Origin of the sequence: Streptococcus salivarius, from assembly GCF_009738225.1 — a bacterium.
GTDB lineage: Bacteria > Bacillota > Bacilli > Lactobacillales > Streptococcaceae > Streptococcus.
The window spans coordinates 2,189,631-2,215,019 of the sequence record NZ_CP018187.1 but is presented as its reverse complement, the minus strand read 5'-3'; the positions used below and the strand labels follow the sequence as shown (position 1 = coordinate 2,215,019).

The 25,389-nt window shown below is 35.9% G+C and carries 27 protein-coding genes and 2 pseudogenes; 14 read left to right on the top strand and 15 right to left on the bottom strand.

Translation table 11 applies throughout. From position 1 onward, the window contains the following. Positions 1-48: 48 nt before the first annotated feature. Positions 49-657, top strand: a complete 609-nt coding sequence (locus BSR19_RS10305) for an NUDIX hydrolase (protein ID WP_156247071.1) — start codon at positions 49-51, stop codon at positions 655-657. Between the two features lie 232 nt (positions 658-889). Here BSR19_RS10305 and BSR19_RS10300 read toward each other — a convergent pair whose 3' ends face one another. The 3 genes from BSR19_RS10300 to BSR19_RS10290 are packed head-to-tail and all read right to left on the bottom strand — an operon-like array spanning position 890 to position 3,090. Beyond that, the gene (locus BSR19_RS10300) at positions 890-1,390 is read right to left on the bottom strand and encodes a hypothetical protein (protein ID WP_156247070.1); all 501 of its coding nucleotides are present in this window, start codon (positions 1,388-1,390) and stop codon (positions 890-892) included. Next, complete coding sequence (locus BSR19_RS10295; protein ID WP_156247069.1) at positions 1,365-2,156, bottom strand: hypothetical protein; 792 nt, start codon at positions 2,154-2,156, stop codon at positions 1,365-1,367. Before BSR19_RS10295 ends, BSR19_RS10300 begins: the two co-directional genes overlap by 26 nt. A gap of 1 nt (position 2,157) precedes the next feature. Continuing rightward, entirely contained in the window at positions 2,158-3,090 is a 933-nt protein-coding gene (locus BSR19_RS10290) for a hypothetical protein (RefSeq protein WP_156247068.1), read from the bottom strand. A 181-nt stretch (positions 3,091-3,271) separates the two neighbouring features. Between BSR19_RS10290 and BSR19_RS11830 the strand changes: the two genes are divergently transcribed. Continuing rightward, entirely contained in the window at positions 3,272-3,394 is a 123-nt protein-coding gene (locus BSR19_RS11830) for a hypothetical protein (RefSeq protein WP_269434323.1), read from the top strand. After that, positions 3,394-3,585 (top strand): annotated as a pseudogene (locus BSR19_RS10280) (Y-family DNA polymerase); the annotation flags it as partial. The gene BSR19_RS11830 and the pseudogene BSR19_RS10280, both read left to right, overlap by 1 nt. 112 nt (positions 3,586-3,697) lie before the next feature. Here BSR19_RS10280 and BSR19_RS10275 read toward each other — a convergent pair. The 6 genes and pseudogenes from BSR19_RS10275 to BSR19_RS10250 all read right to left on the bottom strand — a co-directional run bounded on the left by BSR19_RS10275 (position 3,698) and on the right by BSR19_RS10250 (position 10,890). Then, positions 3,698-5,638, bottom strand: coding sequence for a hypothetical protein (locus tag BSR19_RS10275; RefSeq protein WP_156247098.1), 1,941 nt, complete (start codon positions 5,636-5,638; stop codon positions 3,698-3,700). Then, positions 5,635-7,860: a glycosyltransferase family 2 protein gene (locus BSR19_RS10270; protein WP_156247067.1), complete on the bottom strand. Its 2,226-nt coding sequence runs from the start codon at positions 7,858-7,860 to the stop codon at positions 5,635-5,637. The genes BSR19_RS10275 and BSR19_RS10270 overlap by 4 nt, the downstream gene beginning before the upstream one ends. After that, complete coding sequence (locus BSR19_RS10265) at positions 7,850-8,914, bottom strand: bifunctional glycosyltransferase family 2/GtrA family protein (protein WP_156247066.1); 1,065 nt, start codon at positions 8,912-8,914, stop codon at positions 7,850-7,852. Before BSR19_RS10265 ends, BSR19_RS10270 begins: the two co-directional genes overlap by 11 nt. Positions 8,915-9,025: 111 nt before the next feature. Further along, a complete protein-coding gene (locus BSR19_RS10260; RefSeq protein ID WP_073686034.1) occupies positions 9,026-10,054 on the bottom strand; it encodes a sensor domain-containing diguanylate cyclase in 1,029 nt (342 codons plus the stop codon). Between the two features lie 21 nt (positions 10,055-10,075). Next, positions 10,076-10,309: pseudogene (locus BSR19_RS10255) on the bottom strand (PfkB family carbohydrate kinase); the annotation flags it as partial. Between the two features lie 29 nt (positions 10,310-10,338). After that, positions 10,339-10,890 carry a DeoR/GlpR family DNA-binding transcription regulator gene (locus BSR19_RS10250; protein WP_231605968.1) on the bottom strand — a complete coding sequence of 184 codons (552 nt, stop codon included), beginning with the start codon at positions 10,888-10,890 and terminating at the stop codon, positions 10,339-10,341. Positions 10,891-12,136: 1,246 nt separating this feature from the next. Here BSR19_RS10250 and BSR19_RS10245 point away from each other — a divergent pair. Next, a complete protein-coding gene (locus tag BSR19_RS10245; protein ID WP_060973107.1) occupies positions 12,137-12,658 on the top strand; it encodes a hypothetical protein in 522 nt (173 codons plus the stop codon). A gap of 328 nt (positions 12,659-12,986) precedes the next feature. On the opposite strand, the gene BSR19_RS10240 is transcribed toward BSR19_RS10245, so the two are convergent. Beyond that, positions 12,987-14,444 carry an ATP-binding protein gene (locus BSR19_RS10240; protein WP_002887466.1) on the bottom strand — a complete coding sequence of 486 codons (1,458 nt, stop codon included), beginning with the start codon at positions 14,442-14,444 and terminating at the stop codon, positions 12,987-12,989. Positions 14,445-14,548: 104 nt separating this feature from the next. Continuing rightward, on the bottom strand, positions 14,549-15,469 hold the full coding sequence (locus BSR19_RS10235) for a helix-turn-helix domain-containing protein (RefSeq protein ID WP_002887469.1): 921 nt from the start codon (positions 15,467-15,469) through the stop codon (positions 14,549-14,551). Positions 15,470-16,003: 534 nt separating this feature from the next. Between BSR19_RS10235 and BSR19_RS10230 the strand changes: the two genes are divergently transcribed. From BSR19_RS10230 to BSR19_RS10210, 5 genes are all read left to right on the top strand, one after another. Continuing rightward, positions 16,004-16,459 (top strand): hypothetical protein, encoded by a 456-nt coding sequence (locus tag BSR19_RS10230; RefSeq protein ID WP_064521344.1) that lies wholly within the window; start codon positions 16,004-16,006, stop codon positions 16,457-16,459. A gap of 274 nt (positions 16,460-16,733) precedes the next feature. Further along, complete coding sequence (locus BSR19_RS10225; RefSeq protein WP_002887471.1) at positions 16,734-17,165, top strand: hypothetical protein; 432 nt, start codon at positions 16,734-16,736, stop codon at positions 17,163-17,165. Between the two features lie 2 nt (positions 17,166-17,167). After that, positions 17,168-18,196 carry a replication initiation factor domain-containing protein gene (locus BSR19_RS10220; RefSeq protein ID WP_002887472.1) on the top strand — a complete coding sequence of 343 codons (1,029 nt, stop codon included), beginning with the start codon at positions 17,168-17,170 and terminating at the stop codon, positions 18,194-18,196. Positions 18,197-18,261: 65 nt separating this feature from the next. Continuing rightward, on the top strand, positions 18,262-18,510 hold the full coding sequence (locus tag BSR19_RS10215; RefSeq protein ID WP_156247065.1) for a hypothetical protein: 249 nt from the start codon (positions 18,262-18,264) through the stop codon (positions 18,508-18,510). 9 nt (positions 18,511-18,519) lie between these two features. After that, positions 18,520-20,004 carry a tyrosine-type recombinase/integrase gene (locus BSR19_RS10210; protein ID WP_002887476.1) on the top strand — a complete coding sequence of 495 codons (1,485 nt, stop codon included), beginning with the start codon at positions 18,520-18,522 and terminating at the stop codon, positions 20,002-20,004. A 94-nt stretch (positions 20,005-20,098) separates the two neighbouring features. Here the strand turns inward: BSR19_RS10210 and BSR19_RS10205 are convergent, their stop codons facing one another. From BSR19_RS10205 to rpmF, 4 genes are all read right to left on the bottom strand, one after another. Beyond that, a complete protein-coding gene (locus BSR19_RS10205; RefSeq protein ID WP_021152667.1) occupies positions 20,099-21,406 on the bottom strand; it encodes an FtsX-like permease family protein in 1,308 nt (435 codons plus the stop codon). 3 nt (positions 21,407-21,409) lie between these two features. Then, positions 21,410-22,150 (bottom strand): ABC transporter ATP-binding protein, encoded by a 741-nt coding sequence (locus BSR19_RS10200; protein ID WP_002887480.1) that lies wholly within the window; start codon positions 22,148-22,150, stop codon positions 21,410-21,412. Positions 22,151-22,336: 186 nt separating this feature from the next. Beyond that, positions 22,337-22,486 carry a 50S ribosomal protein L33 gene (gene rpmG, locus BSR19_RS10195; RefSeq protein WP_002262412.1) on the bottom strand — a complete coding sequence of 50 codons (150 nt, stop codon included), beginning with the start codon at positions 22,484-22,486 and terminating at the stop codon, positions 22,337-22,339. Between the two features lie 15 nt (positions 22,487-22,501). Then, entirely contained in the window at positions 22,502-22,684 is a 183-nt protein-coding gene (rpmF, locus tag BSR19_RS10190) for a 50S ribosomal protein L32 (RefSeq protein WP_002885630.1), read from the bottom strand. Positions 22,685-22,914: 230 nt separating this feature from the next. Here rpmF and BSR19_RS10185 point away from each other — a divergent pair, with 230 nt between their 5' ends. The 5 genes from BSR19_RS10185 to BSR19_RS11650 all read left to right on the top strand — a co-directional run bounded on the left by BSR19_RS10185 (position 22,915) and on the right by BSR19_RS11650 (position 25,263). Continuing rightward, the gene (locus tag BSR19_RS10185) at positions 22,915-24,027 is read left to right on the top strand and encodes a vitamin B12 independent methionine synthase (protein WP_060973097.1); all 1,113 of its coding nucleotides are present in this window, start codon (positions 22,915-22,917) and stop codon (positions 24,025-24,027) included. Positions 24,028-24,091: 64 nt separating this feature from the next. Next, positions 24,092-24,238, top strand: a complete 147-nt coding sequence (locus BSR19_RS11665) for a PTS transporter subunit EIIB (RefSeq protein ID WP_002892127.1) — start codon at positions 24,092-24,094, stop codon at positions 24,236-24,238. 6 nt (positions 24,239-24,244) lie between these two features. Then, complete coding sequence (locus tag BSR19_RS11660) at positions 24,245-24,592, top strand: hypothetical protein (protein ID WP_060973096.1); 348 nt, start codon at positions 24,245-24,247, stop codon at positions 24,590-24,592. A 24-nt stretch (positions 24,593-24,616) separates the two neighbouring features. After that, positions 24,617-24,922 carry a PTS transporter subunit EIIC gene (locus BSR19_RS11655; protein WP_231605967.1) on the top strand — a complete coding sequence of 102 codons (306 nt, stop codon included), beginning with the start codon at positions 24,617-24,619 and terminating at the stop codon, positions 24,920-24,922. A gap of 110 nt (positions 24,923-25,032) precedes the next feature. Further along, positions 25,033-25,263, top strand: coding sequence for a hypothetical protein (locus BSR19_RS11650; protein WP_231605966.1), 231 nt, complete (start codon positions 25,033-25,035; stop codon positions 25,261-25,263). Positions 25,264-25,389 lie beyond the last annotated feature (126 nt).

Sequence of the window (25,389 nt, the reverse complement as noted above, 5' to 3'; positions counted from 1 at the left end):
AATAGGGTTATCTTCTTTTTTATGATAATATGAAGTCAAGGAGTTCTTATGACTATTAAAGATAAACTAGCTCATTACGAGCCGAAGCCACTAGGGGAGAAAGGACGCTATGCAGTGCTTTTACCCTTGATATATGATATAAAAACTGATAAGTATCAAATCCTTTACCAAGTACGAAGTGAGCATATTTCTCAACCAGGTGAGGTCTCTTTTCCTGGTGGCCGTGTCGAAGATGGTGAGACTTTTCAAGAAGCTGCTATACGAGAAACGTGTGAGGAACTAAACTTAATTCCTGATCAAATTGACATTTGGGGAGAGATTGATTATCTGATTCATCAGGGGAGAACCATCCATTGCTTTGTTGGAAAGATAAATATAGAAAATTGGGAGGATATTCATCCGAATGAAGAGGTAAAACGATTATTTACAGTTTGTGTTGACAGGTTATTGACAGAGAATCCGATTTATTATAAAGTGACTTCTACCTTGAGTGATGCAAAAGATTTCCCATTTTTCCTCGTAAAAAACAGAGAAAAATACAATTTTGGGTATAGTGAACGTCATATTCCTTTTTACAGAAACTTGACAGAAAATATATGGGGAATGACAGCTATGTTTACACATAGGTTTACAGAAATTCTGAAAGATTTAGAGTAAAAATAAAAGATCAACGGTAATATGTTGATCTTTTTACTATTACTTAAATTGTTAATTTGCTACCAAAGGAGTGAAATTCATTTCTGAAATAGGATACTAGAGTATTCCTGAAATTATTTTCAAAATTAGTATCGAAGCTTTTAGCGAGGAGGTCAACTTCATAGTGAACATGATTTTTTTCGTTTCATTTGTGTCATTCCTATGCTAAAAAGATGGGGGGGGATACAGGCAGTTATGCTTTGGTATTATTCTGCCTAAGATTGATGATTCTATTGATATTTCTTAGGGAGTAACCTATGTTGAAGAGAAGGTAAAGCATATAACTATAAATAGTAAAGCTCCAAAAATCTGGGACAATACTGAGACTATAGACAAATAAGACTGTTGCACTAACAAAAATTAAACAGCTACATATTATTGAAAGTAGAGGATATCCTTTTGAAAATAATAGGCTTTCTACGATTAAGGCAAGAGCAGGCAGCAACAGTGTTAGGATGATAATAATAAAAATGAAGCGTTGTGTATCATCTAGCATCAAGTTACCCAATGATTTACCTAGGTAAAAACGAGAATCACTCCCACCAGGGTAAATCAATTCTCTTGTCAAGGGACTAACTAGGATTAGGGTGTCAAATAGTGAGAAAGCCGCCCATCTCCAAATAGGGAAAGACCATTCTTCCTCAGATAATTCGTTCTGAGTTCTTACTTCAGTTACTTCTAATTTGATTGCCATCAATATGTACCTCTTTTGGAAAGTCGTTATTTTGATTTAAGATATACCGTCCATCTGGTAGTTCAGAGTTTTTTAGTACTTGTTCTAATTGAGAATGTAAGTCAATTTCTTTAGTCGTGGAACCAGAAGGCAAACTCAATTGGACAGTAAGTTGTTTGTTTCGTAGAGCATCTTTAAGTGAAAAATCATAATAGCCACCTAGCGCTTTAGAATGTCCCCTCTCATAAGTATAGAGCGTCGTGTATGGTACAGGTTCTATCTGAACAATAATATTTTTTAAATCTTTCTCGGTACTTAAAGCTTCAGAGATATCATTGATAAATTTTTGATTTCTAGGGTTGATTTTAATAGACTTCTTAACAAAGTCGTCCCCATATTCTCTTTCATCAGGTAAAATCTTATATTCACTATTTTGGCGATTAAAATCTGAGTCGTTTTCTGTTGGGCTGGCAATGTAAGGATAGAGTAAATCTTGAATATGGAGAGGCAGTTGAGTCTTTACATGTGCTGTTTTGTTATTAATAGTCTCTTGATAATCAATATGGAAAATCAGGTAATGTTTAACCTCATCTTCTTCATTCATACGATAAGTAATTTTATCTGCCCAACCGATGCCAGTTATTTGTACTTTCCCTTGAAATCCACGAGTTTTATAAAACCCTTTAATATTTTCTTGAGCGTTGTTATAGAAAAAGATAGCAATCATGGTCAATAATAAAATAAAGGGCATAGTGATTTTAAGGTATTTGAAGCTATTTTTTACCATATTAGTTATGACTCTCCTTAACTAGTAGGTTGTAGTCTTTTTGACTTTTAACTTGCTCGAGGCGTCCAGTAGTTGTATTAGTGCTTGTAAAATACCAATAGATATCCTCCTTATCTGGTGTTAACTCTTTTTGCAGTTTAACAGCATCATCCAGATTAAGTGAGTCAGTTGTTACGATGATTAAGCTAAATCTTTTTTTGAGCGATTGGTCACTATATTTATTGTCATCTTGATCTTTGTAATCAGCAAAATTTCTTTCTTTGGTCCAGATAAGGGGCATGGAGTTGATAGTGAGGGAATCATCTTTATAACCTATAGAAAAATTATCCTTTGAAAGGAGATAGCGGTAAGGTTTAGCAAATCCGTGGTATCGACTGACTTTTGATGGTTTGGTTCTGGTTGCCTTATGGGTGCGTAAATTGACATAGAATACTTTTTTGTTGTCATAGGATGAAAATTTCACAAACTCATCCCTACCATCGGAGTACATGGTATTATCCATGGAACCGGGATTATTATATCCTAGTTTTTTAGCAAGGCCTAGTACATTAATAGTGTGTCCTTTTCCAGTATCTTTACCAAGCTGATAATAGTGAATAATATCATAATTTTTAGAGTCTTTCTTGTTTTTAGATAGTTTATACCTAGATTCTTGGAAGGCTAGGTAGGTGCGACCAACAGCTAATTGACTTCTCTCCAGTGATTTTTCATTTCCAAACTTAACACCTAAAACGTTAAAGTTTCCAATTTTGACGTTTTGAAAGGATGTTACAGTAACTTTTTTGTTAGTATAGTCGTAAAGTCTATCGTCTAAGGAATAAGCGGCCTGAATTCTATAACCATGGCGAACGAATGTACCTGTAAGTAGAATGGTTATAAAAATAAGGAGGTAAACATGCCACATACGCCATCTAAATGTTTCTAATTTAGTCATAGGACCTCCTCCTTGAGTAATAGAAAAACCATGAAAATCTTATTTTCATGGTTTTTAATTCAATTATTTTACCTCATCTGAAATTAAATATTATCTTGGTCAAAATTATGAGATTTTAGTTGAAATAGAAGAGGTTGATTACTTCGATACGGACTTTAGCAGAGCATCTCATCGACTTTCTTTGGCTGAAATAACTGAAATTGTTAAATATCAAAGTATGGGACAATGTTTGAAGCAATTACCAGAAGGCATAGGAAAAGGTGAAAGGGAATATTGGGAAAACAACTATAAAATAGATAGATAATGGGCTATTTTGATTGTTCACGGGAACCAAAATCTGATATTGCTTTTGCGGATATGAGATCTTTCTATACTAGTGTTGAGTGTGTGGAACGTGGATTGCATCCTTTAAGGACCTCGCTTTGTGTGATGATTAGAGCAGATAATTCAAACGGATTTATCTTAGCTTCCTCTCCAATGTTCAAGAAAGTCTTTTGAGCACCACAAGAGGCGAAGTCACAAACTCCGCCTCCTTCTACATATTTTTTGTTGTAATAGAATATTTTATTTGAAATATCAAGACTTATGCTTGATAAAGCTAGAAAACTTACCCTTTTCCAGCAAGAATATCTGATACTTTATACAATCCTGGGGAATATGTCCGACCAAATAGTTTTTTCGTCAAGGCATTAAACGTATAATGGTCATCTAAAATCAAGACTTCGTCATACGTTTTTAAGAGTGCAATAAAGTCATCGTCTGTTAAATTGGAATCATCTCTAGTATCGATATTTTTATTGCTGAGGTAATAACTTGTTGCGCTGTCGCTGTATGATGCCATTAAATCTAAAAATTTTTGGTCAACCGACACAAAATTTTCTCTGGCATCAACATTGACATCCCACAGATAATAACGACTAGCATATTGGGCAAAATAATTATCTACATTCTCCTTATCTGCTGTTACAACCAAAATTCTATCCGTTGACGAATTACTCTGACTTCCAGTAAACTGACGAATTTCTTTTGCGACCTCGTTTGTTTCCTGATTGTTATTGTAAACAATGCTATTATTTTCTGACAAGAACATTCCAATGGCATAAACTGTCAAAACAAGGCTCGCGTATTGGTACAAGTGTTTATTAAATAAGCTCTTGTAAGACCTAGCATTACGTTTACTAATGATTTTTTCATACAGACACTTGTCCATTACCCATGCTAAAGCCATGGTCAAACAACCAACAGCAAAGATAACGATGCTCGAAGCATAGCGCTCAAATCCTGCTAATTCTAACGCTTCATCAGTCGGCATTGCTGTCAGATACATGAGTAAAATGCCAATATAGTAAGTCACAATCGAAATATCAACAAATCCCCAAGTCAACAAGACAAATTTCTTATATTTCAAACGAATGCCAATCACAATAAAGGCAATCAGCATAATCAGATTGATTATCAAAATTCCATTGCTTGCCAAACTGTCAAACGTAAACACCGATTTGACAAAAAGAGTGATAATTTTTTGTGGGACGCCTGACAGATTTCCAGTCAATACCTGACCAAGTTCTGACATGGACACCGCATGCTTGGCACTTGAGGCATTTGGGAAATTATCCGTCACATGCTTTTGCCAAATAACAAAAGGAAGACAGCTGACTAGCAAGGTCATTATGAGCAGCACTAGTGCTTTTAAACGTGCTCTTTTACGAACAAGTAAACGCACAATACAAACCACATAAACTACTAAAACGAGAGCGACAAAGAAAAGTCCACTTACTTTGACGATACTTAATAATCCAAGAATTACCGCCGTATTTAGCGACAAAAACCAGAAACGATTACGATAGACAAAACAACCTGCTATGGCTGCCAAGGCCAAGGCCGGAAGCAGAAAATCAACCAGCAAATTATTTAATCGAATAGCAACGTTGAACGTATTAAAAACAGCAAACGAAGCAAAAATCATGCTAACCATTAAGACACGTCGATCATCACGAAGTGCCGCAAACATGGCATAAAGACTGGAAGCAATCAAGAAGAATTGCCCGACCAACATACTACCTTCTGAAAAGCCTACGATAGTCGTGAAAAAATAAATGAAAAGTGAACTTCCAACAGGATAGGTATAATAACTAATAATCGTATCCTGCTGTGTTGGCAATGCATTATTGATATGGAAAAATTTTACAATCGTTGCCCAATGCGTAAAATTATCATAATGTAAAAGCGGTGAATGCCAGAGCGTTATTCCAAACAAAAGCAAATAAGCCATCATTCCAAGCGCAATATAATCAAGTCTCCTAAAGCGATATTTCTTTTTCCATACCGCCCAAAGATAATAAAGACTCAAAAGACAGCCCAAAACAGAAATGGCATACACGGTCTGCAACATAAAGCCTAACAAACTACCAAGGTACAATACCAATGTAATGACTGAAAATGTAAACACCCATGTCAGACGGCGATTCATCTTCACAGTATTACGGAAAAAGGCATTGTACCCCATGGTAATCACAAAGAACAACAGTAATCTAGCAATACTAATCATACTCTCCCTCTCCATTCATTTGCTAAGGCTTTAAAAGCAGGTAAGCTATCCAAATCCGCTAAATTGGTAACTCGATAAAGCGATTCGTCTCTATCAGTATCATAGGACACAAAAGTCAACTGAATTGGCAAATCTTTGTAGGTAAATGCGACATTCGGTTCTTTTTTAGGATTTGTCAATTTTCCAGAAAATGTCATGTAATAATAATCTGTCTTTCTAAGCTGGCATTTGTTTCCAGCAACCTGAACCTCTTCATTGACACGAACTTTCGGAAAAGCTACTTGGTCATAGGCTGAAACAGGACGTTCATTATTTTGGAAACGTTGACTAAAGTTCTCAAATAAATCATCCCATGTTGTCATCCAAGGGTCTTTTTCCTTCGGAAGATTGTAATTAATGCGGTCATAAATGTACTGATAAAATTCGCGCTTATCAGCTTCAGGAACTTCTGAAAATTGAACGCCGTAGCGCCAACCATTATCAATCGCAAAAACACGAACAACATGACCTTTTACCCTCGCATGGTAATCACGTGATTGCAAATTAAGCGTCAGTTCTTTTTCTTTCGGCAAATACAATGGTAAATCCGTATAGAATGAAATCCCCGTTTCTGAAATATCACAGACTCTCACTTGGTAAGAATCATCATCAACCTCAATAACCATAGCTTCATCAACAGTAAAACGCTCACTTGAGCGATAAATCGGACGACCAAGCGCACAGAAAATCGCAAAGGTCAAATTGATGATATGATAAATCAACCAAAAACTGATAATACTTCCATAAAAAAGCTCTGAACCAAATTTTCCATAGTTAAAAGTCACCAAACCATAAACGGCTAATCCCCATAAAACAAGATAAGGAAGCGCATAAAGGTACAACGTCCACGACGTATCATTTCCCTTACGTGTCACCTTAAATTTTTTATCGCTAATGCCAAAGGACTCCAACATCATGGGAATAAACAAATACGGAGCAAAAATCGTTTCCACAATTTCTCCCCAAACCTGTGTTCGGTATTGTTTTGAGACTTCTCGCATTGACAAGTGTGTCAATGCGTAACTTGGCAACCAGAATAGGAACAGTAGCCAGATATTTGACACCACCACACGCACATGGAAAACCGTATATAAAATCGGTGCCAAGATATACAATAACCGTCTAAAGAAAGACCACCAATAAAGATAGCCATTAATATAAACAATTCTTTGCCCCTTTGTCAATTTGGGATTAAAGAAGATATTCATATTGTAGCTACTGCGAATAACGCCACGTCCCCAGCGCGCGCGCTGTTTGATGACACTCTTCAAATCTGTTGGCGTTAACCCACTAGCCATTGGACTTTTCGTCGAATAATTTACATAACCAGCCGCATTCATCCGAACACCTAGCTCGAAATCCTCCGTAATGGTATCTGTCGGAAAACCACCAACATCTTCAATCGCCTTGCGGAAAATAAGCGTATTAGACCCCGTATAAACCGCTGCACCGTGCGAATTATTGCAAACATTAATTTCTTTGGAAAAGAAATCTTGTTCGTTTGGTAAGGTTGATTCTGAAAACAAGTTAAATTGGAAAATATCAGCATTGTAAAAACTTTGTGGCGTTTGAATCAAACCAACTTTTGACTTATCATAATCGTCACCATTTTCATAAGCCTCAACTTGTTCAACAAAATAAGGCACAGTTTCCAACAGGAATTCACGATAAGGAATCATATCCGCATCAAATGTCGCCACCAAAGGTGATGACGTCTGACGTAAAGCATTATTGTAGTTTCCTGATTTGGCATCTTTATTATCCGCCAAACCAAAATAACCAACACCAAGCTCATCAGCCAATTTGGCAACTTCTAGACGATTGGTATCATCACAGACGTAGATATGCACCTTAGACTTATCAGGATATTCCATAAAAGTGCAGGCATTAATCGTCTTATAAAGCAACTCTGGATCCTCATTATGCGTTGCAATCAAAACATCCACATCTGGGTAACGCTCCTTAGCAATCTCAGGCTTTTCAAGCTCAAAGTCCTTTTGCTTATTCCAAATGAGAATGTAGCCTGTAATGGCTGAAACTAACTCACTTCCCCACAATAAAATCCCAAAGATCAGCGCAAACCATGAATCATGCCACGGAATAGTCGCCACCAAACGCCAAGTTAAATAAAAGGCAGTCGTTACAAATGCAATGAAATAGAGTATCCTCTTACTAGTCTTCATTCTCACCTCCACTAAAAATCAAATGTTTTTGCACAAAATAACTGACAAAGAAAAGTGTACCGTCAACTAAAATCTTCACCAATGAAATTGGCAGCGCCGCCAAGGCATTTCCTAGAACTGTTACCAATAAACTTGACAAAACAATCTGTACTACCACCAAAGTGAAGTATTTTATCGCACTATTTGATTGACCTCGTTTAAAGACCACCTTATGATTCAAGGTGAAATTAACAACAGATGATATCACACGCGCTAAAATCGAAGCTAACGTCACCGCACTAAAACTCAATCCATTAAACAAAGAAATTAAAATCGTAAAAGCAATAATATCAACCAAGAAGGAAAACAATGATGCAAAAATGTACTTGAAGAAAACCTTGTAAATTCTAATCGAGTCACGAATCGCATCAAAATGCGACGACTGATTTTCATCCAAATAAATCGTTGCAATGCCAACTTCACAAATCAGAATATTATCCTCTTTTGCCTCAAGTAACATATTCATCTCAAATTCATACCGTTCACCCTCCACGGTTAAGAGTTTTGGCAACCATGACATAGGAATCACACGAAGTCCCGTTTGCGTATCAGAAACGTGCACACCTGTCATAGCCCCCAAGACGTCTCTTGTCAATAAATTTCCAAATTTACTACGTAAAGGAACAGATTTTTCAAATGTTCTAACACCCAGCACCAAACTATCAGGATGTTGCAAAAATTCAGCCAAACATTTCATCATGTCTTCGTAGGTGTGTTGACCATCAGAATCAATCGTCACAATTCCTTTGGCATTAGGAAAATTGTCCAAAATATATGAAATAGCCGTTTTTAAAGCACGACCTTTTCCTTTATTATCAGCATGTCTTTGTAAATGACATGCATAGTTACTCTGCGCTATTGCAAATAACGGTGCAAAATCAGCTCCACTACCGTCATCGACTAGAATAATGTCAAACATTTGATTTTCCTTATCCCGAATATTTTTCAAAAGTTCTAACAAACGGTCATCAGGTTCATAGGCAGGAATGACAATAACAACATCTTGAAACATCATCGACGTTCTCCTTTCTGACTTTTAATTTCGTACATTTTCCTATCAGCTATTGCAAATAACGGTGCAAAATCAGCTCCACTACCGTCATCGACTAGAATAATGTCAAACATTTTATTTTCCTTTCTGACTTTTAATTTCGTACATTTTCTTATCAGCTATTGCAAAAAAATCAACGAAGTTTTTATGTGATTGATAAGAGTCCGTATAAGCACCTAAAGATGCTGTAATCCTCATATCTTTGAGAGTCATTTCTGCTTGAACAAGTTTTATTAAAAATTCAGCTTGATTTTCAGAAACTCCAGGGAGTAAAACCGCAAATTCATCTCCACCTAACCTTGCTATTACAGCACTTTCAGGCATTATCTTCGTTAAAATATCACCAAATTCAATTAGAATCTTATCTCCCGTAGCATGTCCAAAGGTATCATTTGCTTCCTTGAATTTATCCAAATCAGATATAATAACCGTAATTTGTTCTTCTTTACGTGTCAGACATTCCTCAAAAGCAAGCTCAATATATCGTCGATTATGAACCCGTGTTAAAACATCTTCGTATGCCATCCTCTGTATTTCAAGTTCATGAAGTCTCTGCTCTGTAACATCAAGAACAAAACAAAAAACACCAATCACTTTTTGGCGATTGTTATAAATGGGAGAATACATATTTTGCCAGTAAAGCGTTTTGTCGCCTGTCTTAATAGTATCCATAAATATAAATGTTTCACCCTTTTTCGCACGATCAACATTTGCTTTTAAACGCGCAGCATCTTCACTATTAAGATAATTCATTGGAAAGTCACCAATTTTGGGAGTGAAATAAAAGATTTCTTCCATGAGCCGAATATCATTCCTATTAACCGCAATAAAACGATAATCTAAGTCTACAGCATAGACGTTAATAAGTTTCGAACTCTGTAAGATAAAGTGGGATAGCATATGCTGTCTTCGATTAAGGTAAGATGCTAGGGTCCAAAGAACTAGTATTCCTATAAAGATTGCTAAAACGATGGGATTATCATGGTCAACCAAAACATCATCATACACTAAGCGCATTAATAACATTAACGCAGCAAAAATACTTAAGTACGTTAACAATCTTTGATGCTTGATTAAAAAATCACTTACTTTTCCTAATACCATTACAGCCTCACCATTCTAAGTAGTTTTAATACCTTCAGCATCCAAACTGTCTGTAACAAAACGTCCTGTAAAACCACCGATGAAGCCCGTAGCAGTATTGTCAATTCCTAAACGTTGTAGAATACGGCTGACATTAATCCCCTTACCGCCAGCGAATTTATCATCACTCTCTATACGGTTAACTTCACCAATCTCTACCTTGTCGATACGAACAATGAAGTCGATTGATGGGTTTAGCGTCACAGTATAAATCATACTTCAATAACCCTCGTTTTCTCTTTTAATTATTTAAGGAGCCCTTCGTCCGAAGCATTTGTGATTATGGTTACTTTCTCAACCTCGGCTACCTTAGCATAGGTAACCTGACCAAGTTTAGAAGCATCAGCTAGAACATAGGCTTTTTGCGCATTAGCTATCACTGTTCGTTTAATGACCGCCTCTTCCATATCTGGCGTTGTGAAATAATTGGCATCAACTCCATTAGCACCAATGAAAGCACAATCAAAATTCAGTTGTCTGATTTGTTCCAGAGCTGTACTTCCAATAGAGGCATCTGTTGAATGTTTAACCTTACCACCAATAATCCTAGTACTAATACCGAGATCTACCAGCTTAACAGCATGATGGATAGAATTAGTCACAACCGTCACCTGACGATTCATTTCCTCTAGATATGGTGAATATTTGTCATAAGTTCTAAGCCCAGCCTCAACGTGACCAATACTTACTTTATTGTAAAATGCAACCAATCCAGCAGCAAAAGTTGTTGTAGTATCACTATGAACTAAAACCAAATCAGGTTGTTCTTTCTTAACAACTGGATCAAAATTAGCCAAAATTTTAGAAGTAATTTCCTGAAGTGATTGATTTTTTTCCTATGATATCCAAATCATAATCAGGAACTATTTCAAAAGTCTCCAAAACCTGGTCAAGCATTTGATGGTGTTGAGCTGTGACTACTGTAATAGTATTAATGGTTTCTTGATGTTATTTCAACTCAAGAATTAACGGCGCCATCTTAATTGCCTCTGGTCTTGTCCCAAAGACAACCATAATATTTAATTTTCCCATAAGATCCCCCCTATGACCTATACAAAATCAATATAATATTGACAAATAAGACTCTACATTATCACTTTATTATCCCCAATAAAAAGGAAAATGAGTTATCCTTTCTCCAAAAGCATTAAAGGGAATGCCCTCGCTATTGGTCTTGTTTTGCAAATGATGTAAAGTAGATAAAGAAAAAGGTCTCAATAAAAAGACTATCATTACGTATAAAATTCAAGAAGTAAGACAAGAAAACTAAGTCATATCATCCAAGGATATCAATTGTTTTGAGATTTTCTAGTCTTCTCCCCCGAATTTAAAAATACACTATTTAATAAATAAAAAAACTGCAGGAGAAAAAACGCTTTGCTAATAAAAGTGTTTTTGAATCCAGCAGTATTGCTAATTTACATATATTTCATAAAAACTTCTCCCCATTTTAAAGAGCGTCCCCTTTACTTACGCTCTACCCCTATCTTACAAATCAAAATATCGGTATGATAACCCTATCCCAATACCATATCATATAGTACCAAGCACCAACACGTAATCGTATAAAACTCTCCCTAAAAGAGTTGAAAGATTACAATCAAGTTGGCTTAAAGTTACTACTACCAATATTCCCTATTCATATAGACGCTATAATTATAACATGTTATTTTTATTTTTCAACCTTTTTTAATTTTTTTATTATTTTAATGTATGTGACAACCATTATAATGAAGTCGTTTAAATTAAACACTCCTACTTAACAAATACTAATCAAATGATATTTATCTATATTTTAATAAATAATAATTAAACACCCTTTGGCTTTTAAATGGATTTGCATAAAAAAATCAGAATTCCTATTAAAATTCTGATGTACAGTAAAATCTGTACTTTTGTTTTTTTAAAATAATATAAAAAGCACTCTAGCTTCTATAGTTTAAACAAAACTACAGATTTTAGAGCGCTATTACTAAAAGAATAGAGTATTAATATTGATAATTAGACATTAGTCCTAATTAATTAATTCAAGGAGGGATATTTATGGCAAAGGGAATACTAATTAAAGCTCCAGATCTTTTTACAGTTGACGAACAGTTAGATATTCAAAAACAATTTAAAAGTGATGACATTGAGATTGCTTTCCTTAAGGGGGATCAGATTCAAGCTTCGTTCAATTCTTTTATTGAAATGTTGATTAATAATGATTTTTTGAATGATCTTGAAATAGCTCTATGTGTAGATATTTTGAAAGATATTATTAAGATTATTTCTAAGATGAAAAAAAAGAATGTAGTTATACTTGATGCTAAACAAAATGAAAAAACTGCTAAACTGACCATTAAATCTAATACCAGTAAAGGAACAATATATTTAGAAGTGCCATGCGATATTTCTGAATATGAACTCCAAGAGTCGATAGAAAAAATTATCGAAGCAAAAAGTATTCTCGATAATAATAGTAATGAAGGTCTAAATGATTTATATATTGTTGAAGATAAATCTGGAAATTTGTCAATTATGACATTAACCGAGTATATTAATTACAGGAAAAGTATTAGATAAGATATATTGCTATTATTTAATCAAGATTAAGTTGACTTGGCTCATTACGAACAGAAATCAATTAAGAAAAAGGTAGAGCAAAAGGTAGAGTTTGAATTGAAATACAGTGCAATATACTGCATTTTGCAAAAAGAAAAAACGCTTGAAATCAGCGTTTTTCTTTTGTATTGATTCGTATTGAAACCTTATTTTACCTCAGTGAGCGTAATGTATGGTTTAGTAATATTCATGATTGACAGAAACGTTGATTTTATGGGCTTTTTAACTTTTCAATTGTTGATGAACTTGGGTGATTTTGACCTTGCTTTAGTTTTAATCAGATAAAATCCTACTCATTATATCCCTGAGCATAGTAAGGAATATACTGCATGAATTTGTTCCCTGCATTTTCATCATATGGTTTAACTTTTCCGCTTTTGACTGCCGAAGAGATAATTTTTGTAGCTAATGCTGATTGCTTTGAAGTCAACCCAAAGCGGTCACGAACTGTTTTATTCGTCATGTAGTCATTTTCTACATACAGAATAGATGCATGATAGAATATTGCATTAACTCTTTCTTTATCGTTCATCTCGCTAATATTTTTTCTCTTGAAAATAGTAACGGAAGTATTATCCCCCTTGGCTGAAATGTCGGGTGCAGGAAGATTCTCACTTTCTAGAGTAATGATGATTTTATCAATTCCACTGCCACGAGATTCAACAAGGTGCATTTTTCGAAAAAGATTTGCTAAATCTTCATTACGAGAAATAGGCGGGAGGTCAAGTAATCTATCGGGTTCATTGATAGGAACACCAGGATTTGTAAACTCTATACGATTATCGTAAATTTCAATCATCGGATTCGTCCCAGATATAGAAAAGTCTTGGTGTACTATTTGATTAGCAACAATCTCTCTAATTACGATATCAGGATAGTCTGTTCTCTCAATTCTTTGGCCATTTTTATCATAAATTTCAGTAGTTAAAGGGAGTCTCATTCTAATATAATTAAGTAATCCCTCAAAACCGACAGCAACACCTTTTCCTGCGGTGATATCTTCTTTGGCATAGAACTTATTGTTTCCGTCGTAGCGGATAACTCTTATGGCATGTGACTTTAGTTTTTCAAAATTAGAGAGATTCTTAGCAAATGTATAGGCTCCCATGTTGGTTATATTGAAGCCACTACCTGATTGTTCAATAATGTTATCGTCAATCATGTGTTGCAATAATTCATCGTAGCTAGATTCAGGAGGATAATTTAACATTTTTCTGTATGTTTCGCAGTCTAGAAGTGAAATTAAATCATCGGTAGAGCAGTTGGTTAGTGCAAATTCTTTTTCAAAAGTACGTGCTTCAAAAGATTTCCACAATAATCGTTCCTTCTCTGGAAATTCAGCCAGATTTTTTAATGATGAGCCACTACGAATATATCTAGTCCCCTTAAAAGCAACGGGTCTTCCAACAGTCATATGAATAATCAAGGCAACAACTTTTAAACTTTCGACCTCAAATTCTTGAAATTGAATTGAAATTCTAGGGTCTAAGTTTCTCTCTAACCAAGATATTAGAGGCTCACCTCCATTTATTTTTTCTTCATATGGGAAAAAGTTAGTACCTATTATTTTTTTTTCATCAGAAATACCCCAAATAAGATAAGAAAATTGTTTGTTGAGCATTGCAGATGAATTAGCCAAAGCTGATATATATTTACCTAACTTTTCAGGTTCAATCTTATTACTTTTAAATTCTAGCAATTCAGATTCATCAAGTCTCATTAATTCTTGTAATTTTAACTCGTCCATCTTTATTTTCCATCTTTCTTCTTTTTAGAAGATTTAACTTCTCTAAACACTGTCAAATCAACTCTTTGCTTATTTTCCAAATTAAATCCAATAGCTGATGTTATCTATTTCTCCGCCCAGTCAGTCCAATCATCAAAGGTTGTATTATGGTAAAGTTCTATCAGTCGAGGTCTGATAGATTGGATAATATCGACTAATTCATGACCTTCATAAAATTGTGAAAAAGGCATACCAACTGTTGCTTGGGATATATCTGAAAGTAGCTGTCTTGTTGTTTGGCTATCCGCAAGTGTATTTATCAGAAAACCAAGTAAGTAATTGGAATCATAGCTAACTTCTACGCCTACTTGAGGTGAATCTTTAAGTAGGCGTTCATAGCCTTTTTTAACTTCTTGTTTGATTTTATCTTTGGTAAGATTTTCTAGATTTCCGATAAAATCATATGAAGTATAGATTTGATTGGCAAAGTAATCAGAAAGTTCTTTGACTTTAGTATCATCAAGTCCCCTTTGCTGACTTAGAAAGTTCTGAGCTTCCTGTCTAATTGAATTTTTTAGCGTGTCATAGAGCATTTCAAAGAAGATGTCGTCTAAGTAGCCTTCACTTGGGTAACCAAAATCATTTTCCCAGTCAGGATTTTCAAATGTTCCAATGCTTACCCCTCCGTTAGTTGTGACTGATTGTATTGGATCTGTTTTAATCCTAAAAAGCTCATCTTTTATCTTTAATGGGGTTTCAGGATATTCGTCTAGAAATTTACCATAACCGAGTTTTCTAAGATAAAGTTCAATGTATTCTTCTAATTCTCCATAGTAAAACCAACCTACAGGTTTCCCATAGATTTTTGACACTTTCTCTAAAACTTCAAGAGGAGCTAAGTTATCCCCTCTAACATATGCATTAATGGTTGATTTTTTGAGTCCTAGACGATTTCCAAAATCTGTAAAGGATAAATTCAATTCATCCTTGACTTGTCTAAGTCTTCGCCCCACAGACTTTTTATCAGGTTTAAGTATTTCAAACATAAGTTACCTCTTAGACCATTATAACACAGGAGTTTATAAAATCGTACATTTTTTGGAGATAACACTTGACATCGTGTATGATATCGTATATAATTATTGGCGAGCATTAGGATTGCTCAAAAAATTTTACACCATTCGTACATAAAAACGTATATGTTCGATAGAAAGGAGCTAACCTAACAATCAAAAAAGAAAGGAAGGTACAAAAAATCCTTGAACAACCTAGTACATCGTTCAAGGACAGTAAATCTAATTATTGTAATTATACCATCTATTTCGGATAAATGCTAGTTATCCAAAATCAGAAAAGGGGGTAATTATGAATTTAACAGGTATGGGACTACAAATAATAGAGTGGGTAGTCTACTTACAAGAGACAAAAGAGATAGTCTTAATAAAACCAGAGTATTGTAATGATTTGGATGCCAGATAACTCTATCACCTTATCAAGGGTACGGGATCTGAGCGATTAATTGAATCTAGAGCTTTGCAGATTGCGACTGACTTTCTCAATCAGAAAACACAGGTAAGCTAATGAATGAATACGATTATCAAGAAGTTGTGGACAGGGTTGACGGTCTTAACTCAGTTTCAACACTGAAAAAGTGGCGATTAAAAATTGAAAGCCTGACCGATACTCAATTTAAAGAAAGTAGGGTGAGAACGGGTCGAAACTCATATTCTAAAGTTTATCTTTTTACAGAAGATGACCTAAACCATTTTCAAGCGATTGCTGATAAGAAGTCTTCGTTGGGGCTAGAAAGTGCAATTCTAAGCGCTTATGGGTTTTCTAAAGAAAATGATTCTCAAAAGCCTATTAGAGAACTTGTTGATGAGCTAGAGGTCTCCTTTAAGGAAATCCAAGAAGATTATCGAAGGAACCTAGCAAAGTTGAAACAGGAGTTAGAAGTGCTTCTGGCTAGAATCCAGACCTTGGAGAAAGAGACGGAAGAGAAATCATCTAAGAGACTTGGATTCTTTCATCGATGAAGACGGTTCGCCACCCCACCGCTGGGCGAGTGGTCAACACGGTAGCCCAGAGCAGGTGGGGAAGGTGGCAAACGGCTGAACTCGATTTGACATTTGCACCCCAGCCCCTATTAGGGGGTGCACACATACATGAAATGTGGTCAAATCCCTTGATACGCAAGGAATTTGGTGATTTGAAGCAAAATTCACGAAAGAACCTTTATAAAGCCCATGATATCAATGGTTTACGACAGATTTCATGTAGGCGTAGTTTTTATGAACAGGAGAAAAATACATGACAAAATTTAACTTAACAGACGAAACTGTAAAAGTAGGCGATTTGAAATTGGATAAATCACAATTTGACATTCCAAAGAAAGTGACTATCCTTTCTTCACGGGTTGCTCCAGTCTATAAAAATATCAATGGCGAAAGCATTGCGACAGATGAAGTGGCTAAAATTACTTGTTCTGTACAAGATACAGACAAAATTCAGGCCTTGAAAGACTTGGGTTATTCCCCTGATGACCTTAAGAGCATTCGTTTGGAGATTGTAGATAATCTTGACAAGTTAGTTAAATCCGTTGAGAAGGATGAGCTGAATTCTCTCGTAGTAGAACTTGTAAATCCAGAAGTCCACCTTGGTTGGCGAGCTAACAGTAATGGTGGTGGAAATTGGGGTGGCTTAAAGCTAGTGGCAACCGATATTAAATTTATTGGAGCCTAAACATGGATAACTCAGTGATGTTAGACTATTTAGCTGTAACGATTAAAGGCTTAGCCCCAGATGATGTCATTGAGAAAATCCTCATTCTTCCTAAAGACAAGTTTGTCCTCAATGAATGGGGTATAAACAAGTACCAACGGCATTATGCCTTCTCAGAGATAAAGGTTTATTTCAATAAGGATTGGGAATCGAAAATGGGGGTCTTTATCGAACTGAGAGGGCAGGGGTGCCGTCAATATGAAGAATACATGGAAAGCAATGTCAATAATTGGGTAACATTAATGAAGCGTATTTCTGAATATCATAGTAACGTCACAAGGCTAGATATCGCCAATGATATCTTTGACGACAGCCTATCCGTCCCACTTATTTACAGTTACTGTAAAAGGCAACTCTGCATATCAACTGCTAAAACCTTTGATTACCATGAAAAGAGTATTCTTGAAAATGGTGAAAAGGTTGGTGAGATGGTAACGCTTGGTGTTAGAGGTACTCAGCAATGGTGTATCTATAACAAGCTGTTAGAGAAAAAACTAGACAAAGATTTACCAGAAACGCCATCATCATGGACAAGAGCAGAGCTTAGATGTTGGCAAGAAAAGGCAAATTTATTAGCTAAACAGATAAAAGATGGGCGACCGCTCAAAGAGATTTACTTTGAGGCAATTAACGGACATTATCGTTTTGTCAGTCCGAGAGACAAGGATTCTAACCGTTGGCGAAGAAAAAATGTAAAGTGGTGGAATGACTACCTAGAGACAAAAGAAAAGACTGTCTTGAGTGTTAAGCGAACGAAGCCAACTCTAAAACAGTCTGAGCTATGGACAGAAAAACAAGTCTCACGAACACTCGGGAAACTCTATGTGGCAAAAGCAGAATCACATGGACAAGAAAAGGCAGATAATTATATTCAGCACCTACTTGAGCTTGGTATATCTAAGCTAACGAAAGTAGACGAAACAGACATTCAGCAGTACAAACAAGAGCAATTAAGCTCAGCCTATTGGGGCATAAGAAAAGACGACTTGTAAAACGCTACAATCCGCCTTTCTAAAAATAACTATCTTGACTATAACTAGAATAGAAGGAGAATTCAATGGCAATATTAAAAACAGAACATGATTTTGACTTGACCCGTAACTGGTACCGAAAATCCGTCTTTTTAGATGAACTCTGGCATGGCATGACAGTTGTAACACTTAATAGCTATATTCGTCAGATGAAAGACAGTCCATACGCCTTCGGCATCAAAGGAACGCATGGCAACGTCTTTATCCACTCGGAAGTCTTTGTAGTATGGTTTGACTACAAAATTACTAACCAGTATGTTGCAAAGATAGTGTAGGGGGTACCTATGAGAGATAATGGTTCAAGAGTACTCATCATCAGTTCTTGGCGACCAGACCCTAATAAGGCGGGTAACGTCTTAGTGAAATTCGCTATGCGATTTACCCACCCTATTACTAAAAAATCTCACAAGAAATACCTTTCTACAGGTGCTAGTAAAGGGTGGTTTACTACTAAGGCAAGACCAAGTAAGAAAACATCATCTGGGAAAGAGCGTCTCTTGGTCAGTGATATAAAAAACTCGCAACTGATTACACAGGTCACGCAAGAACTAAATAAGTTAGTTGATGACTATATTGCTGAGGTAACAGGCGTAACACCCAAGAAAGCAAAGAGGATTTTAACCCTAGAAGAAATCGCCAAGCCCTTTGATGAAGATGGAAATCTTTATGGTAAAGCCTTTAGAGCATGGCATGAGAGGGTCAAGCCAGCCAATAATACCCTTAAAACAAGAGTTACTATCTACAACCGTTATATTGAGCCTAACTTTGATACAAGAATATCTATCACAAAATTTGCCTCTATGACAGATGAAATTCAAAATCTTATCAATGTTTCTTCTATGCACATGGCAAGAAACCTGCATATCTACCTTAAGATGATTTTTGACTGGTCAGTGGAAAATGGACAAATTACTCTTACACAAGACCCGATTACTAATAACAAGGTTAAAAGGCGAGTTCTGACAAAGAGTGAGGAGCAGAATAAGAAACGTGAAGACATTGCGGAAAAATACTTAGAAGCAAGCGAAGTTAACTATGTTCTCCGCCTGATAGAAAGCTGGACAGATAGGTCTGATAATCAACTTATTGCAGACGTGTTGAGAATGATTTTCCTAACAGGCATGAGACCAAGTGAGGTTTTGGGTTTGAATGAAGATATGCTTGATTTTGAGGGAAAGTGGATAAAGGTTCATTGGCAGAGGGCAAGTAAAAATAAATCAGATGAGGTTATGGAAGCTCTTAATCTTGATGAAAAGGAACGTTACCGAGCAGACCTTAAGACTAAGGAAAGTGTCCGTACGATTCCAATGAGTTCTGAGGTAGAGAAAATCTTGCGACACTACATTGACAGAAATAAGTTTCAAGCTCAATTCAATCCGACTTACCAAGACTTGGGCTATCTCTTTACTAGAACCTATATCAGGGCAGGTAATAGGCAAGGTTCTCCGCTTTATCACAACGAGCTATCACAATTCCTGAGAGGTGGTTCTAGTCAGTCAGTAAAGTATAATAAGAAGGCAGGTAAGTCCTATAAGGATATTGATAATTTCCTAGACTTTGGGAGACCGATTCATGTCATTCCTCATATGTTTCGTCATAGCTTTATTTCCATTATGGCAAGTGAAGGCATTGATCTCCCAACCATTCGAGAATTTGTCGGACACTCGGAGGATTCTAAGGAGATTGAACGTGTCTATCTCCACGTGATTAAGAAACAAAAAGACACCATGAGAGGAGCGGTTGAAAAGCTAGAGAAGTTGATTGAGTAACAAAAGTTAAACTTTAATCAGATAAAAACTAGATGAAATAGAATTTTGAACATTAGAAAAAAGCCTAGAAACATGCGTTTCATAGGCTTCTTTCTTAAAATGTTTGTTTCTTAATATGGCTTACTTTAGTGATGAAAGTCAAAAGAAAGAGTAGTGTAGATAGGATGATAGCTGGAAGGAAAAGACCTGTCCAATTAGTCATTCCCATTTTCAACAATCTGAGTGAATGGTTCATCAGACCAATCATTGCAAGGTTAATCACTAGGGAAATAAAGAACGCTAGTCCCGTTATAATAAGACTTTCCCAAAGTTTTGTATGCAACAGTTGAGCAGGGGAAACTCCTAATGTGGCTAACTGTTCCTGCTCTTTGGCCTCCTGGCGGACAGACAATAATGTCATGGAGACTACGTTTGCTAATATTAATAGTACAGGAGCTAGGAAAAAGGCAATAAAGGAAACTAATAATTCTAATTCACCGTCTTCTTGAAAGAAAGAAAAGATATTTTGCGAGAGTAGTTGAAAACTCCCAACCAATGTAATTCCAGCAACAACCGAAGCATTAATGGCTTTAAGGTAAGATTTTTGACTTAAAATTTGCCATTTTGCAAGGATTGGGGCATACCTGTGGCTAAGTAGTACGGGTGATAAAAGTTTGATAATACCAATTTGAAGATAGGGAGATAGAGCATAGATAGCAAAAACATTGACTAGCATGAGATAAAGCAAGGAACCAGTACCCAATAGTGGTTCTGAATGATAAAACATAAATAAAAGGGAAGCATATAGGGCAACTAAAATAGCCCATGGGACTGCTTTCTTAACAATTATCCAAAATTTAAAAGTTTTTCGTTCGACTTTCTGTTTAAGGAGTTTACTGGTATAGAAGTACCCACTAACAAAAGCGAGACTTGAAATTAAAGCTACGGTAGCAAGCAGTGCCAACGGTTGAGAACCAAAGTTTAAATCTGGCATCATACCTTTGCCAAAATACTTCTGTAAATAATAATAGTAGTAACGGCTTATCGGTGTTGCAATGAGAGCACCAGGTATACTGGAAATAAATGCCATTAAACTAATTTGTCCAGCAACTAAAATTGACAACTGCCAGCGGTTAGCACCTAAAATTTCCCAAAGTTGATAATCCGATTTGAAATAATTTAAAAGACTAGCAATGAGACTGGAAATAATAAGAAAAAGAGTTAGCCCGCCAAAGAAAATGGGCATAAGGAATACTGGGCTTGGGTCTGTTTGAACACTGAGTAGTACGTCCTTGTTTGCTATAATATTAAAGTCGCCTGAAAGGGATATCCCTGAAATGAGACTTGCCATAAAAAAGACAGGTACAGTTGCGGTCCATTCTTTCCAACTATATCTCCATTGGTAATAAATGAGTTTTAACATGATTTATCTCTCCCTTACATCAGTCTCTATACCTAAAGCCTTAGTTAATTCTTCAGACTTAGGTTTTATAATTTCTTGGGAAATCAAACCATCCTTAAGGATGAGTGCTCGGTCAGTTTTTGAAGCTAGCTCAATATCGTGAGTAACCATGAGGATACATTTCCCCTGATTAGCTAGTGTTCTTAAAATATCAAAAACAATTTGACGAGAGGTACTATCAAGCGCACCAGTAGGCTCATCTGCAAAAATAATCTGACTATCTGCTAAAATAGCTCGTGCAATAGCTATTTTTTGTTGTTCACCACCAGATAAGGTTGAAGGGAAGGCTTTGCTATCTGCCTTGAATTGCAATTTTTCCAGTAATTCAAGTATCTCTTGGTTGTTGACCTTTTTGCCTGATAATCTTAAAGGTAAGGCGATATTTTCAATAATAGGTAGTGCAGGTACCAAATTATAGGATTGGAAGATAAACGCTAAGGACTCACGTCTTAGTTTAGCAAGTTTATTAGGACTAGTTTGATAGGGATCTAAACCTTGAATCTCAACCTTTCCTTGACTTGGTTGCAATAGACCTGACATACATTTTAATAGTGTTGATTTTCCAGAACCACTGACACCTAATATAGATATAAATTCACCATAGTTAGCTGATAAACTGAGACCGTTTAAAATCTGAACAGTCTTACCCTTGCTTAATTCAAACGACTTAGCAAGGTTTGTTACTTCGATTGCCTGTGTTTTCATAGTCATTCTCCTATAAGTTGACTTTTTTCTATTGTATCATTTTTAATAAGCTGTTGTAAGTGAATAAATAATAGTTTGGTAAATAAAAGTTAGAAATAATTCAATCAGACAAAAATCAGACAAAACCGCAATTTAAGCACGAAAAAAGCCTAGAAACATGAGTTTCATAGGCTTTTCTTATCTTAATTATTTTACCTCAGTAAAGATTACGTGTTTACGCAATTTTGGTGAGTATTTTTTCAATTGAAGACGGTCTGGAGTGTTACGTTTGTTTTTTGAAGTAAGGTACAAGCGTTCACCAGATTCTTTGTGTTCAAGTGTAATATTTACGCGCATGGTATCTCCCTTCTATTATTTAGCTGCGTTAGCTTTAGCGATTTTACGTCCTTTGTAGTATCCTTTAAGTGATACACGGTGTGAACGTGAGTAATCTCCAGTTGTTTCGTCAAATTGTACTGATGGAGCAGTCAATTTGTAGTGTGTACGACGTTTGTTTTTCTTCGCTTTTGAAGTGTGACGTGCAGGTACTGCCATTTCTTTATTTCCTCCGAATTAATATTTATGTTCTTGATTTTAAATCAACTATAACAGAATAACATATCTTTTTTGTAAAGTAAAGTTACTTGACAAAAAACTTTCCAAGAAATGATATAGTTAAAAACTATATCATGAGATAACAAATACATATTTCACAGCTATAACAGCAAGTGCTAGAATAGGCTTATTATTACATTAAGTGAAAGCATAAAAAGGAGTAAATAACTATGAGTAAAGTTCATTATCATTTTGATCATGTTGGTTCTTACCTTCGTCCACAAGCTTTAAAAGAAGCACGTGAAAAATTTGCCAATGGTGAGATTTCGCAAGAAGAATTGTTGAAAGTACAAGATGAATTGGTTAAGGAATTGGTTCATCATGAGGTAGAAAATGGTCTTCAAGTAGTTTCTGATGGTGAATTTGGTCGTTCTTGGTGGCACCTTGATTTCCTATGGAACCTAACTGGTTTTGAAGCTTACCAACAAGAAGATTCATATAAATTCCATGGAGCTAAGACACGTACTACCAACGTTCGTATCAATGGTAAAATTGCCGAAAATCCTAATCATCCTTTCTATCGTGACTTTGAATATCTTAAATCAGTGACTCCTGAAGGAATTACTCCAAAAGTAACTATTCCAAGTCCATCACTCATCATTAACCGTGACCACCGTAGTGATCTTTATGCAGATTACTATGATTCATGGACAGATTTTCTTGATGATTTGGCAAAAGCTTACCATGATACCATCCAACATTTCTACGATTTGGGTGCACGTTATGTACAGTTGGATGATACGACTTGGGGTTATTTGATTCAACAGTTTGAGAATGAAAAAAATAATCCTGAGAAAACAGCTGAGTTGGCAAAAATTGCTGAGGATGATGTATACACTATCAATAAAGTCTTGGAAGGTCTTCCAGAAGATTTGACTTTGGCTACTCATATTTGTCGTGGAAACTTTAAATCAACTTATCTTTTTGAAGGTGGCTATGATTCAGTAGCTAAATATCTTGGGAAATTGAATTATGATATCTTCTTCTTGGAATACGATGATGCGCGTTCAGGTAGCTTCGCACCACTTCCAACGATTTGGAATAACCGTGATCATGTTGAATTGGTGCTTGGTGTGATTACTTCTAAGGATCCAGCTTTGGAAGATGTAGATGCTGCCATCGCTCGTATCCATGAAGCGGCTGAGCTTGTACCACTTAAGAACCTTGGTATATCAACTCAATGTGGTTTTGCATCAACTGAAGAAGGCAATATCTTGACTGAGCAAGACGAGTGGAATAAATTACAATTGATTAAAACAATTACTGATAAAGTTTGGTCATAATAGAAAAATGTAGAGGACAGGCTCAGCTTGTTCTCTATTTTTATGAGTATAGAAAGGAAGTGTCATGAACTATAAAGAGACAGGACAGAAGATTTTAGATGCTGTAGGAGGAAAGGAGAAAGTTCAGAATCTTGTAAACTGTGCTAAACGTTTATGTTTTACCTTAGCAGATGATTCTAAAGCTGATGATAAAGTTGTTCAAACTATCTAAGGTATTGTGAGTTTGGCTAAGAGTGGTGGCCAGTATCAAGTTGTTGTTGGGAGTGATGTACCAAATGTATACCGTGCTTTAGAAGGCTTATTAGACCTAGATGAAGTGTCTAAGGAATCATCGGAAAAACAAGACAGAACTCCTCTTCAAAGCTTTTTAGCCCTTATTTCTGGGATTTTCACACCAATCTTACCGGTAATTACAGCAGCAGGGATGACCAAAGCCGTTTTGTCTCTTTTGGTTGTCTTTAAGGTAGCAGCTGTAGATGATGTTAACGATCAAGTTCTTAATTTTATTGGTGATGCTGGATTTTATTTTTTACCTGTATTTTTAGGTGCTTCAGCAGCTCGATAGTTTAAGACAACCGCTCAATTGGGGATGTTGATTGGTGCTATTTTATTACACCCAACTTTTACGCAGATTGTGACAACTGCCAAGGAATCAGGTCATGGCGTCTATTTCTTTAGTATTCCCCTTACATTAACTTCTTACTCATCAACGGTTATTCCTGTTATTTTGGCAGTTTGGTTTATGAGTTACGTGGAGCACTTTGCAATTAAAATTTCACCAAAGGCTGTTAAATTTTTCTTGGTGCCTATGATTACGACCTTGATCACTGCAATCGTAACACTTTTGATTTTAGGTCCAGGTACTTTGGCTTCGAATGTGGCTCAGGGGGAGTAGCCCTTGCTATTGCTTTAAAAACTAAGGATACCAATAAAAAAGCTCTGGCTTCATCTGCTGGAATTACTGCAATTTGTGGGATTACGGAACCGGCTCTTTATGGGGTAACTTTGCAAAATAAAGCTGCCTTCATAGGATCTATTGTTGCAGGGGGAGTAGGTGGCTTCTTCCTTGGTATTTTAGGTGCGAGAAATTTTGCAGGTGCTTCCCCAGGTCTCTTGACGATTGCAGCCTATATCGGTGAAGATACACTTAAATATTTTTACACAGCTATTGCAGGTCTTGTAATTTCTGTTGTGATATCTTTTATTGTGACCTTCGTTCTTTATAAAGAAGATTAATGATTGTCGCAGGCCAAGAGGTCTGTTTCTTTCTTACGTTGAAAAAACCTCTACCATTTCCCAAAAGCTATGTAAATTATGATAGAATAGAGTGATTATATCTGTAATAACGGAAAAGGAGGGCAG

Coding starts and splice junctions, on each gene's coding strand:
- BSR19_RS10200 (WP_002887480.1), bottom strand. CDS start 22,150: ATGAAAACACAGGCAATCGAAGTAACAAACCTTGCTAAGTCGTTTGAA.
- BSR19_RS10220 (WP_002887472.1), top strand. CDS start 17,168: ATGGATAACTCAGTGATGTTAGACTATTTAGCTGTAACGATTAAAGGC.
- BSR19_RS10265 (WP_156247066.1), bottom strand. CDS start 8,914: ATGATGTTTCAAGATGTTGTTATTGTCATTCCTGCCTATGAACCTGAT.
- BSR19_RS10260 (WP_073686034.1), bottom strand. CDS start 10,054: ATGGTATTAGGAAAAGTAAGTGATTTTTTAATCAAGCATCAAAGATTG.
- BSR19_RS11655 (WP_231605967.1), top strand. CDS start 24,617: ATGTTGATTGGTGCTATTTTATTACACCCAACTTTTACGCAGATTGTG.
- BSR19_RS10305 (WP_156247071.1), top strand. CDS start 49: ATGACTATTAAAGATAAACTAGCTCATTACGAGCCGAAGCCACTAGGG.
- rpmG (WP_002262412.1), bottom strand. CDS start 22,486: ATGCGCGTAAATATTACACTTGAACACAAAGAATCTGGTGAACGCTTG.
- BSR19_RS10240 (WP_002887466.1), bottom strand. CDS start 14,444: ATGGACGAGTTAAAATTACAAGAATTAATGAGACTTGATGAATCTGAA.
- BSR19_RS10270 (WP_156247067.1), bottom strand. CDS start 7,860: ATGAAGACTAGTAAGAGGATACTCTATTTCATTGCATTTGTAACGACT.
- BSR19_RS10300 (WP_156247070.1), bottom strand. CDS start 1,390: ATGGCAATCAAATTAGAAGTAACTGAAGTAAGAACTCAGAACGAATTA.
- BSR19_RS10215 (WP_156247065.1), top strand. CDS start 18,262: ATGGCAATATTAAAAACAGAACATGATTTTGACTTGACCCGTAACTGG.
- rpmF (WP_002885630.1), bottom strand. CDS start 22,684: ATGGCAGTACCTGCACGTCACACTTCAAAAGCGAAGAAAAACAAACGT.
- BSR19_RS10230 (WP_064521344.1), top strand. CDS start 16,004: ATGAATGAATACGATTATCAAGAAGTTGTGGACAGGGTTGACGGTCTT.
- BSR19_RS11665 (WP_002892127.1), top strand. CDS start 24,092: ATGAACTATAAAGAGACAGGACAGAAGATTTTAGATGCTGTAGGAGGA.
- BSR19_RS10205 (WP_021152667.1), bottom strand. CDS start 21,406: ATGTTAAAACTCATTTATTACCAATGGAGATATAGTTGGAAAGAATGG.
- BSR19_RS10275 (WP_156247098.1), bottom strand. CDS start 5,638: ATGATTAGTATTGCTAGATTACTGTTGTTCTTTGTGATTACCATGGGG.
- BSR19_RS10290 (WP_156247068.1), bottom strand. CDS start 3,090: ATGACTAAATTAGAAACATTTAGATGGCGTATGTGGCATGTTTACCTC.
- BSR19_RS10245 (WP_060973107.1), top strand. CDS start 12,137: ATGGCAAAGGGAATACTAATTAAAGCTCCAGATCTTTTTACAGTTGAC.
- BSR19_RS10185 (WP_060973097.1), top strand. CDS start 22,915: ATGAGTAAAGTTCATTATCATTTTGATCATGTTGGTTCTTACCTTCGT.
- BSR19_RS10225 (WP_002887471.1), top strand. CDS start 16,734: ATGACAAAATTTAACTTAACAGACGAAACTGTAAAAGTAGGCGATTTG.
- BSR19_RS10295 (WP_156247069.1), bottom strand. CDS start 2,156: ATGGTAAAAAATAGCTTCAAATACCTTAAAATCACTATGCCCTTTATT.
- BSR19_RS10235 (WP_002887469.1), bottom strand. CDS start 15,469: ATGTTTGAAATACTTAAACCTGATAAAAAGTCTGTGGGGCGAAGACTT.
- BSR19_RS10210 (WP_002887476.1), top strand. CDS start 18,520: ATGAGAGATAATGGTTCAAGAGTACTCATCATCAGTTCTTGGCGACCA.